The following is a 16,517-nucleotide window of genomic DNA, read 5'->3' as shown; positions in this document are numbered from 1 at the left end:
CGGGTGCACCCATGAAAGTCTCCATGACCGTTCTCTATGACTGATAAATATGCCCCGCGCGAGTGGGCCGCCCATGAGCGTCCAACCATGCCCGGCTCGCCTTCGACGCCTCTGCATTCCGATGCGCGGCGCTGGGCATTTGCGCTGGTGGGGGTGATCGTCGCGCTGACTGGTGGGCTCGGCAACGCGCTGGTGGTTGCCAACCTGCCGTATTTGCAGGGTGCGCTGGGTGCGACGTCGCAGGACATCGCCTGGTTGCCGGCTGCGTACATCATGACCAATGTGTCGATGAATCTGCTGCTGGTGAAGTTTCGTCAGCAGTTCGGTTTGCGCGCGTTCACCGAACTGTTTCTGGTGCTTTATGCACTGGTGACGCTGGCGCACCTGTTCGTCAACGATATTGATTCAGCCATCGCCGTGCGTGCGGCGCACGGCATGGTTGGTGCTGCGCTCAGTACCCTTGGGCTGTATTACATGATTCAGGCGTTTCCGCAGAAATGGCGGCTCAAGGCGCTGGTGCTCGGGCTTGGCACCGCCCAGCTGGCGACGCCGCTGGCCCGCCTGGTGTCAGAAGACTTGTTGCAGATCGCTCAATGGCGCGGTTTGTACCTGTTTGAACTGGGTATGGCGCTACTCTCGCTGGGTTGCGTACTGCTGCTCAAGCTACCACCGGGTGATCGTTTCAAGGCGTTCGAAAAGCTGGATTTCCTGACCTTCGGCCTGTTGGCTGGTGGTTTTGCGCTGCTCTGTGCCGTTCTCTCGCTGGGGCGCATTGAATGGTGGCTGGAGGCGCAGTGGATAGGTCTGGCGTCGGCGGCCTCCATTGTGCTGATCTGCGCCGGACTGGCCATCGAGCATAACCGAAGCAATCCGTTGCTGATCACGCGCTGGCTCGGCAGCGGGGCGATTCTGCGTCTAGGGCTGGCCGTTATCCTGTTTCGCGTGGTGCTGTCCGAGCAGTCAGTGGGCGCCGTAGGCTTTCTTCAGGCGCTGAACATGGGCAGTCAGCAACTGCACACGCTGTACATGGTGATGTTGCTGGGCAGTGTGGCCGGGTTGGCGGTCAGTGCGCTGACCATCAACCCTGCGCACCTGATCAAGCCATTGCTGATTTCTCTGGCGATGATGGCAGTCGGTGCCTGGATGGACAGTCATTCGACCAATCTGACCCGTCAGTCGAACATGTACCTCAGTCAATTCCTGCTGGCATTCGGCGGTACGTTTTTTCTCGGTCCGACGCTGGTGCTGGGGATCAGTGGTGTACTGGCCAACCCGCGCAACATGGTGAGTTTTTCGGTGTTGTTCGGGATCACACAAAACATTGGCGGCCTGATCGGGTCTGCTGCACTGGGCACTTTTCAGATCGTGCGCGAGAAGTTTCACTCCAGTCACATCGTTGAGCACTTGACCCTTATCGACCCGCTGGTTCAGGCGCGATTGCAGAGCTACAGCGCCAGTTACAGTTCAGTGATTGCCGACCCGTCGCTGCGCAACACTCAAGGCATGCGCGCGATGGCTACGGCTGCGACCCGAGAAGCCAATGTGCTGGCCTACAACGATGTGTTCATGCTGATCGCCCTGATTGCCGTACTGACCATGATCTGGATTTCAGCCCGGGTCCTGTGGCTGAAAATGACCACTCAACCTTTGGCGTTGGCACCTGTAGCACCTGCCGCTTCGCCTTCCGTATCCAATTCCGGCGTTAAATCTTCATGAACGAATCCACGACCTCAGATACAGAAGCAACCCGCAGCGCGCCGCCACCTGCACCGTTGACGTCGCCGGTGACCAGCAAGCCGCGCTCGACCCGCAAGCGAGTCGTGTCTTCGGTGATTTTCGCTGCCGTCGCGCTGGTCGGGGTGCTGGTTGTGCTATACGCCTGGCAACTGCCACCGTTCGCAAGTCCGATCGAGAGCACCGAGAACGCCCAGGTAAAGGGCCAGACCACGCTGATCGGGCCGCAGTTGAGCGGGTATGTTTACGAAGTGCCGGTTCAGGACTTCCAGTTCGTCAAGGCCGGCGACTTGCTGGTGCGTCTGGATGATCGTATTTATCGCCAGCGCCTGGATCAGGCCATTGCGCAACTGGCGGTACAGAAAGCCTCGCTGGCTAATAACCTGCAACAGCGACGCAGTGCCGAAGCGACCATCGGCCAGCGAGAGGCTGAACTGCAGAACAGTATCGCCCAGAGCCGCAAGAGCGCTGCCGATCTGCGCCGCAATCAGGCACTGGTGACCGATGGCTCGGTATCGAAAAGCGAGCTTGATGTGACCCGTGCTGCCGATGCGCAGGCAAATGCCGCGGTCGCTGAAGCCAGGGCGGTATTGCAGATCGCCCGCGAGGATCTGCAAACGGTGATCGTCAACCGTGGCTCACTGGAAGCTTCAGTGGCCAATGCTCAGGCGGCCATCGAACTGGCGCGCATCGACCTGGACAACACCCGCATTGTCGCCCCGCGTGACGGGCAGTTGGGGCAGATCGGCGTGCGCCTGGGTGCCTACGTCAACTCGGGTGCACAATTGATGGCGCTGGTACCCGAGCAGCGCTGGATCGTTGCCAACATGAAAGAAACCCAGATGGCCCATGTGCGCCTTGGCCAGCCGGTAAGCTTTACCGTCGATGCGCTCGACGGTCACGAGATGCACGGCCACGTACAACGAATTTCGCCTGCCGCAGGTTCTGAATTCAGCCTGCTGCCTGCCGATAACGCGACCGGCAACTTTGTGAAGATTTCCCAGCGCATCCCGGTGCGCATCGTGGTCGATGCCGATCAGCCAATGCTCGAGCATTTACGGCCGGGCATGTCGGTGGTGGTGAGTATCGACACCAGCGTAGAGGGTGATGAACCATCGGGTCCCGAGGCACGATAATCTCGCCACCCCTATTGTGCGACGCAGAGCGTCGCGACCTGCATTCCCACGCTGGAGCGTGCGGAACGATCATCGCGACTATCGTGCGGCGCTCCGCGTCGCGACCTGCATTCCTACGCTGAAGCGTGAGGAACGATGATCGCAACTATCGTGCGGCGCTCCGCGTCGCGACCTGCATTCCCACGCTGGAGCGTGCGGAACGATCATCGCAACTATCGTGCGGCGCTCCGCGTCGCGACCTGCATTCCCACGCTGGAGCGTGCGGAACGATCATCGCAACTATCGTGCGACGCTCCGCGTCGAGACCTGCATTCCTACGCTGGAGCGTGCGGAACGATCATCGCAACTATCGTGCGACGCTCCGCGTCGCATGCCTTTCTGGACGCTCCGCGTCCTCTTTGCGACCTGCACCAAGACTTGATGGCAGCAGGCACCGCTCGCCGAAGACCTCAAAACAGTTTGCTGAACACCCAGTACAGCGAACCCGAAAGCAGGATGGCAGCCGGCAGGGTCAACACCCAGGCGGTGGCCAGGTTGCGTAAGGTGCGCATTTGCAGGCCTGAACCGTTGGCGACCATCGACCCCGCTACCCCGGATGACAGCACGTGGGTGGTTGATACTGGCAGCCCGTACACGTCCGCCGCGCCTATGGTGAACATCGCCACGACTTCTGCCGACGCGCCTTGTGCGTAGGTCATGTGCGTCTTGCCTATGCGCTCACCTACCGTCACGACGATGCGTTTCCAGCCGACCATCGTGCCCAGCCCCAAGGCGATAGCGACCACAATCTTGACCCAGGTCGGAATAAAACGCGTCGCGCTGTCGATCTGCCCTTTGAACGCATCGAGCTTGGTCTGGGTATCGGCGTCGAAATTGCCTACCTTGTTCTTATCCATCACCCGAATGGTTTCCGAGGTCAGGTACATGTCGTTTCGAACGTTGGTCACCGCTTCCGCAGGCACCTTCGAGAGCGAGCCGTAACTGGCGACCTGATTGCCGATCTTGCCGGTCATGACCGCCAGCGCAGGGATCAGGTCGGGGCCTGCCTGTTTGCTGACCAGATAATCCGACAGGGTCTGGCGCGAATCAGCCGGGGCAGGCAGGGGAGCACTGCGCATCAGTGCCTGCTGGGTGACCTCTGCCACCGCACCGAACTGAGTGGCCTGATCGGCTGGCATGGTGCGGTTGAGCGCATAGGCCATCGGCAGGGTGCCGACCAGAATCAGCATGATCAGCCCCATGCCTTTCTGCCCGTCGTTGGAGCCATGAGCGAATGAAACGCCAGTGCAGGTCACAATCAGCATGGCGCGAATCCACAGCGGTGGCGGTGCATTGCCTTCTGGTGCCTTGTACAGCGCGCGGTTCTTGATGAACATGCGCATGGCCAGCAACAGCAAGGCGGCACAGCCGAAACCCACTAGCGGCGACAGTAACAGTGAGTAGCCTATTTTGGTCGCCTGAGACCAGTCCACGCCGCTGGTCCCGTCCCGTCCGTGCATCAAGGCGTTGGCGATGCCGACACCGATGATCGAGCCGATCAGCGTATGCGACGAGGACGCTGGCAAGCCCAGCCACCAGGTGCCCAGGTTCCAGATGATCGCCGCGATCAGCAGGGCGAAGATCATGGCGAAGCCTGCCGATGAGCCGGTTTGCAGAATCAGCTCCACCGGCAGCAGTGCGATGATGCCGAACGCTACTGCACCGCTGGAGAGCATCACACCGAGAAAGTTGAAGAACCCCGACCAGACCACCGCGAAGCCGGGTGGCAGGGAATGGGTATAGATCACGGTTGCGACTGCGTTGGCGGTGTCATGGAAACCGTTGACGAACTCAAACCCCAGTGCAATCAGCAACGCCACGCCCAGCAGCACGAACGGGGTCCAGGTGGTAACCACCGTGCCCATGTCATCGACATCCTGCTTGAGGCTGTAACCAGTAAATAGCAGGCCGGCGATGAGTATCGCGAAGAAAATGACCATGGTCAGTCGACCCGGTTTGCGCCCGAAGTGAGTTGCCGACAGGCCCGCCCGGCCCGTCGCATCGGGAGAAAGTGCGTTTATAGCCATGTTCGCAATCCTGATTGAAAGAATATTGACATGGTCATTGCAAAATGTGACAGAGATGCGACATGCGAGTAATCAGTGGCCTTTTGCGCCAGATTTCTGACAACCGGCAGGCCGGGTCAATAATCGCCACGTTTGCGAAATGCCCAGCGTCCCGCGACCAGCGTAAACGTCGCGACCAGTGCCACCAGAATCCAGAAGCCTTCAGGGTCGGACGCCAGTGGTACACCCCCCACGTTCATGCCGAAAAAGCCCGCGACAATGTTGATCGGCAATGCCAGAACCGTTACCACGGTCAGGGTAAACAGGGTTCTGCTGCTCTGTTCATTAAGGTTGGCGGCAATTTCTTCCTGCAACAGTTTGATGCGCTCGCCCAGTGCCGTGAGGTCGTTGATCACCAGCGAGGACTCTTCAATGGACTGGCGCAGCGCCTGGACATCCTGCTCGCGTAGCCATTGCGGAGGCTTGTGCAACAACCGCATCAACGAACCCGGTTCCAGCGCCAGCAGGCGTTGCAGACGTACCAGCACCCGGCGCATGGCGCCGAGTTCGGAGCGATTGTTGCTCAGTCGCTGCGAAAGCAACTGGTCTTCAATGCGGTCGACGTTGACGCTGGTCTTGCGCAGAAACTGGGTCAGCACTTCGCCTTGGTCGCTGAGCAGGTGAGCGAGCAGTTCCAGCGGTGAATCGAACTGTTCGCCGCGCTTGACCGCTGAGCGCAACTTGTCTACCGAGCGTAGTGGCTGCAGCCGGGCGGTAATCAGCAAGCGCTGGCGGGCGCAGACCCACAAGGTCGAGATGTCGGTCGAGAGCCTGTTGAAATCGAACACCACATCGTTGACTACCGCCAGCAACGTGGCGTCGACGTGCTCGATTCGGGTGGAGCGCGAACCTTCGTGCAGGGCCTCGAAAAACTCTTCCGGAAGGTCCAGATGGGTTTTCATCCAGCGCTCGCAGGCTGCGTGCGACAGGTTCAGGTGCAGCCAGATGAAGTCGTTCTCTTCGGGAGGGTTTTGCAGGTAATCCAGCGCGGCGGCTGAGCCGATTTCCTGACCACTTTCGGCGTGGCGAAAACGGAAGCCGTAGAGCAGACCGAAAAGGTCGGAGTCCTGATGGTGGTGAGCAATACTGTGGTTCATGGCTGTCCACGTGCGGCCTGGCCCGGGCAGGGAGGCGAAGGCCGCATGATGACAAGGCGTTATTTCATATTTGTGACAGCTTGTTGCCAGGTGTGTCATCTGTCACATGAAGAGACGGCCGCATTGGCGGCCGTTCAGTCAATCGACAGCTGCGACTGCATCGACACCGGTCAGACCATTGCCAGCGGTACTTTGCGAGTCGGCGCTGGCCAGGCCAGGTCAATGTCGGCCAGGTCGCGCTCGGTGAGGCGAATCTGCTCGGCAGCGATGTTCAGACGAATATGCTCCGGGTTGGTCGCCTTGGGAATGGCGATCATGTTGTCCTGACGCAGCACCCACGCCAGGGAAATCTGCGCCGGTGTTGCGTCATGGCGTTTGGCGATTTCGTGCAGGGCAGGGTGATAGAGCAGATCGCCTGCCTGGCCAATCGGGCAGTACGCCATCAATGGCAGGTGGCGATCAGCGCTCCACAGCATCAGGTCGAACTCGATGCCGCGTTGTTCCGGGTTGTACAGCACCTGATTGGTCGCGCAACGCGGGTTGTTCAGCTCGATCATGTCCGGGACATCAAAGTTGGAAACACCCCAGGCGCCGATTTTACCCGCTTCCTGCAAGCGTTCGAACGCTTCGACGGTTTCGGTCAGTGGGTACTGGCCCGGCCAGTGCAACAGATAAAGGTCGATGTAGTCGGTGTTCATCCTTCGCAGGCTTGCTTCGCACGCGGCCGGGATACCGCTGCGGCTGGCATTGTGCGGGTAGACCTTGCTGACCACGAATACCTTGTCGCGTTGCCCGGCGATGGCTTGCCCGACGATCTCTTCGGCAGCGCCGTCGGCGTACATCTCGGCGGTGTCGATCAGGGTCAGGCCCTGTTCGATACCCAGGCAAAGGCCAGCAATTTCTGCCGAGCGCAGGTGCCCTTTTTCACCCATGTGCCAGGTGCCCTGACCCAGCACTGGTACAGTTCTGCCTGCCAATTCCAGTGTGCGCATGTGACCCCCTGCAATAAATAAGCAGCTAAATGAGCGATTGATTAAGCAGGTGTCAGGCAACAAGAGGCGCACTAGGTTCCGTGCACCCCATCGCAATGCAGATTTAAACCCGGAACTGCTTCAGCAGCCCGTTCAGTTCTTCGCTCAAGTCGCGCAGGTGCAGGCTGGCCGAAGTCGATTGTTCAGCGGCGAGTGCAGTGCTTTGGGACAGTTGCGCGGCCTGGGTCACGTTCTGGTTGATGTCGTCTACCACATGCGTCTGTTGCAGAGTAGCGCTGGCAATGGAGGTGTTCAGGCTATTGAGGTTGCGTAGCGCCTGACTGATGGACGTCAGGCTCTGGCCTGCCTGGTTGGCCTGCTCGATAGTCAGTTGCGAGGAACGGCTGCTGTCGCCGATTACCTTGACCGCCGCGTCGGAATGCTTTTGCAGGCGTTCGATCATGGCCTGGATTTCTGCAGTCGACTTCTGGGTGCGCTGGGCCAGCAGACGTACTTCGTCAGCCACTACGGCAAAGCCACGACCCTGTTCACCTGCGCGTGCCGCTTCGATGGCGGCGTTCAGTGCCAGCAGGTTGGTCTGCTCGGCAATCGAACTGATGACTTCCAGTACACTGCCGATCTGCGTGCTCTCGCTGGCCAGACTCTGCATCACTTCAACGGCTTGGCCGATGGTGGCGGACAGGTGTTCGATCTGGCGCAGGCTGTTATCGATGTTGACCTGACCCTGCTGCGCCTGTGACTCGGCATCACGCATTTCGTTGGCGGCCTGCTCGGCGTTCTTGGCCACGTCTTGTACGCCATAGGTCACTTCGTTGATCGCGGTGGCAACCAGGTCCATTTGTTGGGACTGCTGCTCGCTACGTTTCTGCGCCTGCCCGGCATTGCTGCCCAGATCCGTTGAGGCCTGGCCCAGTGCTACTGCCGAATTCTGCAACTGGCCGACGACATTGCGCAGCTTGGCGACAAAGGCGTTGAAGTGAACGCCCAGCTCGGTGATTTCATCCTTGCCGTGGGTTTCCAGCGTACGGGTCAGGTCACTTTCGCCACTGGCGATGCTGGCCATTGCACCGACCGCCGCTCTCAGCGGTCGCACGATACTGCGCACAATCATGACCAGTAGCAGGACCATGACCAGCACGATGCCTGCGATGAAGATGCCGGCGTTCCATAGCTGTGCCTTGAACTCTGCCGCTACGTCATCGACGTATACGCCCGACCCCAGAATCCAGCCCCAGGGCTGAAAAAGCTGCACGTAAGAAGTTTTTTTCACCGGCTCGCTGGCACCGGGCTTGGGCCAGCGGTAATTCACCATCCCGGCACCCTGGGCTTTGACCAGCGTGACCATTTCGTTGAACACCGCAAAGCCGTCCGGGTCCTTGATGGTCGATATGTCCTGGCCTTCAAGTTTGGGGTTGGTGGGGTGCATGATCATCACCGGGCGCAGGTCGTTGATCCAGAAGTAGTCGCTCTGGCTGTAACGCAGGCTCTTTATCTCTTTCAAGGCCTGCTGTTGCGCAGCCTCGCGTGTCATGCCGCCTGCAGCTTCAAGCCCCTGATAAAACGAGAGGATGCCGCTGGCAGTCTGCACCACATGCATGGTTTTCTCGGCCTTGGCCTGATACAGGTCGTTATGCAGCTGCCTGAGCAGCGTCGCCGACAGGACGAAGAGCATCAGCACTGAAACGACAAGAATCAGCCACAGACGGCGACTGATGGACAAACTGCGCATACTCATGATTGGCATCCCATGCATTATTTTTTTTCTTCTGATGACTCCGATCCGCGCAACGCGCGATTCAGAGCCTTTTAAGCATCTCGGCGCATCCTGACCAAACATGAGCGGCCGGTCACACTTTTTAACGGCGTACATCGCTATGGCGAAAGGCTTACAGCAACAGACGCGATTGGCTCTATCGACGGACCCTCAGTGAATGTAGGATCCAATTCAACAGCTGCAGCGAAGGAACGCCGCAGCGATCAGGGAAGATCGACCATTGCCAGGAGGCTACTGACAGGATGTTGGAATGGTCATGTTGCAAAACCACCCGCTTCGGCGGGTTTTTTGCGTCTGCAGCAAAGCGGGGTGGGGTTCAGCTGTCCGGCTCGCAACCCTTGAGCACCAGCCTGAGAATGGTCCGGGTCGCGGCCTCGTAATCAGCGTCCTCCAGTTTCGCCTTGCCGGTAACGGTTGCGATCTGCCAGTCGAAATCTGCGTAGGTCTGGGTCGCGGCCCAGATGGTGAACATCAGGTGATGGGGATCGAGCGGGGCGATCTGCCCGCTGTCGATCCAGGCTTGAATGCATTCGATATTGTGCCGCGCCTGCCCATTGAGCTGTTCGATCTGCTCTGACGTAAGGTGCGGGGCGCCGTGCATGATCTCGCTGGCGAACACTTTTGAGGCGAAGGGCAGGTCACGGGAAATCTGGATCTTCGAACGGATGTAGCTGCTCAGTACGTCGGCCGGTACACCTTGAGGATTGAACGGCGTCGATGCTTGCAGGATGGGCTCGATGATGCTTTCCAGCACCTCGCGATAGAGGTTTTCCTTGGATTTGAAGTAGTAATAGACGTTGGGCTTGGGGACACCGGCCTTGGCCGCGATATCGCTGGTCTTGCTGGCGGCGAAGCCCTTGTCGGCGAATTCTTCGCTGGCAGCGCGCAGGATGAGTTCTTTGTTGCGCTCGCGGATACTGCTCATGACCCGGTTATTCCCTTGCCTGCATGGCGGTCGCGCATGTTAGCACCGGGTTCGCGCAGCGCTCAATGTTGAAGGCCCGAAGCAGGATCGCAACGAGCCGGTTGCATCAGGCGCTCATCAACTCCTGGACTCGGGCAGCCAGAGCATCAATCGCAAACGGCTTGGTCAGTACCCGCATGCCTGGCCCGAGCTGCTCGTCACCAATGGCAGCGTTTTCTGCATAACCGGTGATGAACAGGGTTTTCAGATGCGGACGTACTTCGCGTCCCGCGTCGGCCATCTGTCGCCCGTTCATGCCACCGGGCAAGCCCACGTCGGTGATGAGCAGATCGATATGCACGTCCGAGCGCAGCAGTTTGAGGCCGGCCAGGCTGTCGGCCGCCTCGATCAGGGTATAACCCAGATCCCCGAGCGCGTCGGTGAGCAGCATGCGTACCGTCGGTTCGTCGTCCACGATCAGAATGGTCTCTCCAGACTGGGTAAACTCGAACGGCGCCTGGTGCACATCGCTCTCGTCTCTTGTCGCTGTACCGTCGTAACGTGGCAGATACAGGGATATCGAGGTTCCTTTGCCCACCTGCGACTGAATGCGCACCCGACCGCCGGACTGATTGGCGAACCCGTAAATCATCGACAGACCAAGACCGGTGCCCTGACCAATGGGCTTGGTGGTGAAGAAAGGGTCGAATGCCTTGGCGATGACATCGGGCGTCATGCCTGTGCCGGTATCGGTCACGCACAGCGACAGATAGTGACCCTCAGGCATATCGTGCATCCGCGCCACATCACCTTCTATCCATTGGTTGTCGGCCTCGATCGTGATGCGCCCGCCGTCCGGCATCGCGTCGCGGGCGTTGATACACAGATTCAGCAGCGCGTTCTCCAGCTGGCTTGCATCGACCAGCGTTGGCCATAGACCTATGGTGCCAATGGTTTCGACCACGATGCTGGGGCCTACCGTGCGCTGGATAAGGTCTGTCATGCCTTTCATCAGCCTGTTCACGTCGGTCGGCTGTGGGTCCAGTGTCTGGCGTCGGGAGAAGGCCAGAAGCCTGTGCGTCAAGGCCGCGGCGCGCTTGGCAGCGCCCTGTGCGGTGACGATGTATTTGTCTACATCGTTCCAGCGCCCCTGTGCAATACGGGTGTTCATCAATTCCAGAGCACCGGAAATGCCCGCCAGCAGGTTGTTGAAATCATGGGCGAGACCGCCAGTCAGTTGCCCCACAGCTTCCATTTTCTGCGACTGACGCAGCTTTTCTTCAGCCTGCATCAGTTCCGCGGTGCGTGCTGCCACGCGCTGTTCAAGCGTGTCGTTGAGCGAGCGCAGCGCTGCAGTGGCCCGGTCGCGCTCGGCCGCCACAGCACGTCGTTCATCGACGTTGATGAGCACGCCCGGGAAGCTCAGTGGAGTGCCGTCATCGGCACGGTCGACGCGGCCGTTCGCCTCGATCCAGTAGTAGAGGCCGTCGGCACGGCGGACCCGATACTGGTGGGCATAAACACGCCCACTGGTGATGACCGCGTTGATCGCATCGATCAAGCCTTGTTTGTCTTCGGGATGAACAGTGGCAATGACCTGTTCCAGACTCAAACCATCGAAGCCCAGAGCGGGGTCAAGACCAAACGCCTTGGCGAAGGCTTCGTCGACGGTAAAGCGGTCGGCCGTCAAGTCCCAATGCCAGGTACCGATAATCGCACCCGCGGCGAGGGCGAGCTGAACGCGGTCGACGTTCGCGCGTGCGACGGCTTCGCTGGTGCGCAATCGCTCCTCGGCGTTGCGTCTTTCCGTCACGTCACTGAAGATGACTGCAATCTGTCGATCAGCCGGTTCACCGACACGCACCGCTCTGACTTCAAACCAGCGCTCGAACGCCTTGGCGTAATTCTCGAAATTGGCAGGTTCGCCGGTTTTGGCGACATGGCCATAAGCTTCAAACCAGAAACGCTCCAGGTCTGGAGCAAACTCGGTCACCCACTTGCCACGCAAATCGACACCGGCCTGACGTTCAAAGGCAGGATTGACCTCGATGAACCGGTAGTCTACCGGGCTGTCGTCTGCATCGAACTTGACCTGAATGATGGCGAACGCTGCTTCGATGGTCTCCAGCATGGCTCTGGAGCGCTCTTCGCTCTGGCGCAGCGCGTTTTCTGCCTGTTGCATCTGTGACATGTCGAGCATCGCGCCGATCATGCGTACGGCTTTGCCCTCGTTGTTGCGTATCACATGACCACGGTCCAGAACATTGGCATAAGTACCATCGAATCGGCGAAAACGGTATTCATCGGTCCAGGCAGTGCCGCTGCCGTCAATCAATGCATGGATAGAGTGGTAAATGCGTGTCTGGTCATCGGGATGGATCTGGGCTATCCACCAGTTACCGGAGGTGTCCAGTGTCGCCAGGGGGTGGCCGTATGCCTGTTCCAGTGCGTCATTCCAGAGCACGTGGTTGGCGGTAAAATCCCAATCCCATATTGCGTCATTGGTAGCCTTGGCGGCCAACCGGTAACGTTCCTGGGCTTCTTCGGTTGCGCGTGCCACCAGATGCTCCCGGGTGCGGTCGCGCAGGATCTTGACGAAGCCAAGGTGAGTATTTTCCTCGTCATACAGCGGCATCATTTCGCCAGACGCCCAGAACAGCTGACCATCCTTGCGCAGGTGCCAGCGTTCGTCCGACGCTCGGCCGACGCTCAGAGCGAGTTGCATTTCATGTTCGATCCGGCCGCAGGCGCGGTCCTCCGGCGTGAAGAAACACTCCGCATCCTGCCCGACCATTTGTGCAGCGGACCAGCCTAACACCTGTTCTGCACCCGGATTCCAGTCGGTAATGATGCCGTCTGGATCCGTGAGGATCATGGCAAAGTCCAACGCGCTGTCAAAAGCCGCACGCTTGCGCGCCTCCCGGCTGGGCAGTGCTGCTGCGCCGTTTTCCGGCCCGGCGTCGATACCGGCTTCTTCAAGTGCTGCGCGCAGGTGCACGACCTGTGCTTCCAGCTCTTCTCTTGTCAGGTATTTCAGAGCGCCTCCGGCTCACACGTTAATTGTCTGCATGGTCGGGCAGCTGCCCGTGGCTGCTTTTCGCACTGCAATCTCACTGTCGAGGTCGACGCTTGCCAGTGCCCCTCAGCGTCCGGGTGTCAGGTGCCGTACTTTGGATATGTCTCTCTATGGCTATCGACATACAGTCGGGCTTCGGTATGCATCGGCATGCGTGCGGGTTTCTTTAAAGGGCGTCAATATCGGTGCTCAGGCCTTTTTTCCGGGTTTCTTCCGGTCGCATGCTACGATTTATCCTTTCGTTGTGCGAACAGTGCCCTTCGTATGTCCGTGAATTCAAACAGTTCTGATACACCCGCCACAGTCAAGCAGCCTGCGGTGAAGCGACGTCTTCCCAAAGGGGAGGTGCGCAAGGCAGAGATCATTCAGGCAGCCATGACCATCTTCGCCCGGGATGGCTATGCGGGGGCCTCGTTGTCTAACATTGCCAAGGTTGCAGGTCTCTCTCAGGTCGGATTGCTGCATCATTTCCCGACCAAACTGGTGTTGTTGCAAGCTGTTCTTGAACATAGGGATCAGTACGTTGCTGCCAGGTTGCAGGACGCCGGGCAAGTCGCTTCGCTGGAGGGGTTCATGGCCTTTCTGAAGCAGGTCATGAGTTTCAGCATCGAAGACGCCTCCGTCAGCCAGGCGCTGATGATCATCAACACTGAAAGTCTGTCGGTCACGCACCCTGCACACCGCTGGTTCAGTGAGCGTTTCCAGATTGTGCACAGTCATCTTCAGACGCATCTGAATGTGCTGGCTCAGGCAGGTGAAATTCGCCAGGACGTTGATGTCAGGCAAATCAGCCTTGAGATAGTTGCGATGATGGATGGCATGCAGATTCAGTGGCTTCGATCGCCAGCAGACGTGCAGATAGACAGCGCATTTGCCAGGTTTCTCGAACGACTGGCGCAGGAACTGGCAGGGCGCTGATCAACGATCAATCGCATGAGAGTAATCGGTGGTCGCATCGACCACCGATTACCGCTACTCAGAATGGCTGTTGCTTAGTAAGCCTGCTCTGCCTTGACTTGTACTGCCTTGCGCAGGGGGACTGGAAGGGGGTTTGAATCTCGTGTGGTCAGTTGCTCCGGATAAAGCGCTACTACCGTGCGGTCGAGTGCCAGGTTTTCCGAGTCCTTGCCCACCAGGACCTTGAACTTGCCAGGGTCGACGTTCCAGCTCACCGAATCGGGTGAGTAATAAGCGAAAGAACGCGAGTCCAGTGCAATCGTGACGGTTTTGCTTTCGCCTGGCTTCAGGTAAACCTTGGTAAAGCCCTTCAACTCTTTCTCCGGGCGATCAACCTGAGGCCTGGATGGCTGCACATAAAGCTGAGCAACTTCAAAACCTGCCTTGTCGCCAGTATTGGTGACCTTGAAAGAGGCCTGAATGGTCGCGCCCGGAGCCAATACGTTGCTCGACAGTTTCAGATCACTGTACTCGTACGTGGTATAGGAAAGCCCGAAACCGAATGGATAGAGCGGTTTGGTGTGCTTCTTGTCGTAACCGCGATAGCCCAGGTACAGGCCTTCGCTGTAGGTCATTTCAACTGGAGGGTTGGCGCTGCTGAAATAGTACGGCACCGGGTTCGAGTAGGAAGCATAGCTGGGGTTGTCCTGCGCCTTCTTGTCCAGGGTGATCGGAAGCTTGCCCGACGGGTTGACCTTGCCATACAGAATTTCGGCCAGTGCCTGACCACCCTGTTGCCCCGGATACCATGCGTGCAGAGACGCAGCTACCTTGTCAGCCCAGGGCTGCATATCCATACCACCGCCACCGTGCAGTACGACGATGGTTTTGGGGTTGGCTTTCTGAATGAAGCTGATCAACTCGGACTGGAATTGCGGCAGTTCGAACGGCCGATCAAGCGACTCACCCTCGTATTCGAAGTTATTGCCGGCGGCTACCACGACAGCGTCGTAATCCCCCAGGTTCTTCGGTGGACGCAACGCTGCCCAGCTCATCTGCACACCGTTCATGCCACCCAGCACCGGAGTGAAGTTGCCTTTAAGCCGGCGATATTCCAGGCGCACGTTGTACTCGGTACCGGCCTTGAGACTGGCCGTTTTGACAGTGCGCGGCACCACTGGAATCAGGTCGAACGAGACTTGCGAGCCCTCATCCTCAAGCACCAGCTCGTCATTGATCCAGAGTTTATAGGCACCGTCCGCCCGTACCTTGAACACCTGAGGGCCGCTGATCGTCGGTTTGATCTTGCCGGTGAAGCGCGCCGAGAACGAGCCTGCTGACGGGGTATAGCCGTTGACTGTGCTGGTGCCGTTATCGGTCTGGTTGGTGTTGGTAATCCAGTCCAGATTGATGCCGGGTTCGACGCGGGTTGCAACCGGGTCGCCGGACAGCGAGGTATTGGCGTAATACTCGGCTTTTACACCGGTATTGCTGATGGCCTGTTGGTCTTTAGCGGGCTGATACCAGACCGACGACTTCGGGTTCAGGCTCATCTGTGAAAGGTATTCCACGTTGGATGTATTCGACGCCAGTTGCTTGAGGCCGCTCAGTTCAGTGACATAGCTTGCGGGTGCCGAATAAGCCGTACCGAACGGCGCGGTCGGGGGCTGCATGGCCAGATCACCAATGACCGCTATCTTTGCGTTTCTGGACAGTGGCAGCAGAGGCTTGTTTCCGTCTACCGGCTGGTTGCGCAGCAGAACTATCGACTCTCTGGCCACGTTCAATGCGGCCAGTTGCCCGTACTCACGATGCTCCAGTGGCTGCGCCTTGTTGATCCCTTTGTCAAAGCCGTAGCTGACCAGTGCTCTCAGGTTTCTGCGCACCTTGTCGTCGATCACGTTCTGATGCAGTTGACCATTCCAGACATAAGGCAGCAGTTTGGCTTCAGTAAACTGGAGTCCGCTGGGCATGTCGATATCGGTACCCGCCCACGCACCCTTGAAGGCGTCCTGAACCGAGTTGAAATCGCTCATGACGTTACCTTGAAAGCCCCATTGGCCTTTCAGGATGTCGGTGATGAGGTGATGGTTTTCACACGCGTATTCGCCGTTGATCTTGTTGTAGCCGCACATGATCGAGGCGATATTGGCGTTCTTGACCAGTGACTCGAAGCCAGGCAGATACAGTTCTTGCATCGCTCGCTCGTCAATCTTCACATCCAGATAATGACGGTTCGCTTCCTGCTCGTTCATCAGGTAATGCTTGGCGGCCGCCTGGACGCCCTGAACCTGAATGCCGTTGGTCACGGCAGGCGCCAATACGGCACCGAGAAACGGGTCTTCGCCGCTCATGTACTCAGCCGCTCGCCCGTTGAAAGGCGTACGGTAGAGGTTGATGGCTGGCGAGAGCATTTGCTGCCCGCCCGCTATCCGGGTTTCGTAGCCGATAGCCAGACCGAATTCCTTGGCCCGATTGATGCTCCAGGTGGCTGCGAGTGCTGACGGGGAAGGGTACTGCGCACCGAACGTCTTGCCGCCGACCAGCACGCCCATCGCCGAATCATAGGCGACCGTACCCTGCAGGTTGAACTTGTCCAGCTTCGGAATCATCCGGCCGTCGTCAACGCGCGAGAAATTGATTTTTTCCGATTGCGTCATGTTGTCCAGCATTGCGCCTACGCGCGCTTCGACTTCATTGCCTGTCATCGGCGTCACAGCGAACACGCTGCCTGCCTGGGCGATACCGAGCGCCAACAGGCTCAGGCCCAGGCCTTGTTTGATCATGGACACGGAGTTATTC

Annotated in this window: 10 protein-coding genes; 3 read left to right on the top strand and 7 right to left on the bottom strand. The window is 58.7% G+C overall.

Going from position 1 to position 16,517, the window contains the following annotated elements:
* The first annotated feature begins 36 nt into the window (after positions 1–36).
* Entirely contained in the window at positions 37–1,716 is a 1,680-nt protein-coding gene (locus RYC18_RS22955) for an MFS transporter (RefSeq protein WP_002552759.1), read from the top strand.
* Positions 1,713–2,870, top strand: a complete 1,158-nt coding sequence (locus RYC18_RS22950) for an HlyD family secretion protein (RefSeq protein WP_005743899.1) — start codon at positions 1,713–1,715, stop codon at positions 2,868–2,870. The genes RYC18_RS22955 and RYC18_RS22950 overlap by 4 nt, the downstream gene beginning before the upstream one ends.
* A 449-nt stretch (positions 2,871–3,319) precedes the next feature.
* Here RYC18_RS22950 and RYC18_RS22945 read toward each other — a convergent pair whose 3' ends face one another.
* The 6 genes from RYC18_RS22945 to RYC18_RS22920 form a co-directional block, all read right to left on the bottom strand.
* Positions 3,320–4,936 (bottom strand): inorganic phosphate transporter, encoded by a 1,617-nt coding sequence (locus tag RYC18_RS22945; protein WP_005744270.1) that lies wholly within the window; start codon positions 4,934–4,936, stop codon positions 3,320–3,322.
* A gap of 116 nt (positions 4,937–5,052) precedes the next feature.
* Positions 5,053–6,072, bottom strand: coding sequence for a transporter (locus RYC18_RS22940; RefSeq protein ID WP_002552763.1), 1,020 nt, complete (start codon positions 6,070–6,072; stop codon positions 5,053–5,055).
* 170 nt (positions 6,073–6,242) lie between these two features.
* Positions 6,243–7,064, bottom strand: coding sequence for an aldo/keto reductase (locus tag RYC18_RS22935; protein WP_004660705.1), 822 nt, complete (start codon positions 7,062–7,064; stop codon positions 6,243–6,245).
* 103 nt (positions 7,065–7,167) lie between these two features.
* Positions 7,168–8,799, bottom strand: coding sequence for a methyl-accepting chemotaxis protein (locus RYC18_RS22930; RefSeq protein WP_080164716.1), 1,632 nt, complete (start codon positions 8,797–8,799; stop codon positions 7,168–7,170).
* A gap of 355 nt (positions 8,800–9,154) precedes the next feature.
* Positions 9,155–9,763: a TetR/AcrR family transcriptional regulator gene (locus tag RYC18_RS22925; protein ID WP_005744274.1), complete on the bottom strand. Its 609-nt coding sequence runs from the start codon at positions 9,761–9,763 to the stop codon at positions 9,155–9,157.
* A gap of 106 nt (positions 9,764–9,869) precedes the next feature.
* Positions 9,870–12,740, bottom strand: coding sequence for a PAS domain-containing protein (locus RYC18_RS22920; protein ID WP_044317495.1), 2,871 nt, complete (start codon positions 12,738–12,740; stop codon positions 9,870–9,872).
* Between the two features lie 342 nt (positions 12,741–13,082).
* On the opposite strand from RYC18_RS22920, the gene RYC18_RS22915 reads away from it, so the two are divergent.
* The gene (locus RYC18_RS22915) at positions 13,083–13,736 is read left to right on the top strand and encodes a TetR/AcrR family transcriptional regulator (protein WP_039847339.1); all 654 of its coding nucleotides are present in this window, start codon (positions 13,083–13,085) and stop codon (positions 13,734–13,736) included.
* A gap of 74 nt (positions 13,737–13,810) precedes the next feature.
* On the opposite strand, the gene RYC18_RS22910 is transcribed toward RYC18_RS22915, so the two are convergent.
* On the bottom strand, positions 13,811–16,501 hold the full coding sequence (locus RYC18_RS22910) for a beta-glucosidase (RefSeq protein WP_316886895.1): 2,691 nt from the start codon (positions 16,499–16,501) through the stop codon (positions 13,811–13,813).
* Positions 16,502–16,517 lie beyond the last annotated feature (16 nt).

It is taken from the genome of Pseudomonas syringae group sp. 247E2 (genome assembly GCF_032587795.1).
GTDB lineage: Bacteria > Pseudomonadota > Gammaproteobacteria > Pseudomonadales > Pseudomonadaceae > Aquipseudomonas > Aquipseudomonas amygdali.
This window is presented reverse-complemented; position numbering and strand designations above follow the sequence as displayed.

Excerpts from the sequence above, each read along its gene's own strand:
- RYC18_RS22935 (WP_004660705.1), bottom strand. The coding sequence starts at position 7,064 with ATGCGCACACTGGAATTGGCAGGCAGAACTGTACCAGTGCTGGGTCAG.
- RYC18_RS22955 (WP_002552759.1), top strand. The coding sequence starts at position 37 with ATGACTGATAAATATGCCCCGCGCGAGTGGGCCGCCCATGAGCGTCCA.
- RYC18_RS22930 (WP_080164716.1), bottom strand. The coding sequence starts at position 8,799 with ATGAGTATGCGCAGTTTGTCCATCAGTCGCCGTCTGTGGCTGATTCTT.
- RYC18_RS22915 (WP_039847339.1), top strand. The coding sequence starts at position 13,083 with ATGTCCGTGAATTCAAACAGTTCTGATACACCCGCCACAGTCAAGCAG.
- RYC18_RS22945 (WP_005744270.1), bottom strand. The coding sequence starts at position 4,936 with ATGGCTATAAACGCACTTTCTCCCGATGCGACGGGCCGGGCGGGCCTG.
- RYC18_RS22940 (WP_002552763.1), bottom strand. The coding sequence starts at position 6,072 with ATGAACCACAGTATTGCTCACCACCATCAGGACTCCGACCTTTTCGGT.
- RYC18_RS22950 (WP_005743899.1), top strand. The coding sequence starts at position 1,713 with ATGAACGAATCCACGACCTCAGATACAGAAGCAACCCGCAGCGCGCCG.
- RYC18_RS22925 (WP_005744274.1), bottom strand. The coding sequence starts at position 9,763 with ATGAGCAGTATCCGCGAGCGCAACAAAGAACTCATCCTGCGCGCTGCC.
- RYC18_RS22910 (WP_316886895.1), bottom strand. The coding sequence starts at position 16,501 with ATGATCAAACAAGGCCTGGGCCTGAGCCTGTTGGCGCTCGGTATCGCC.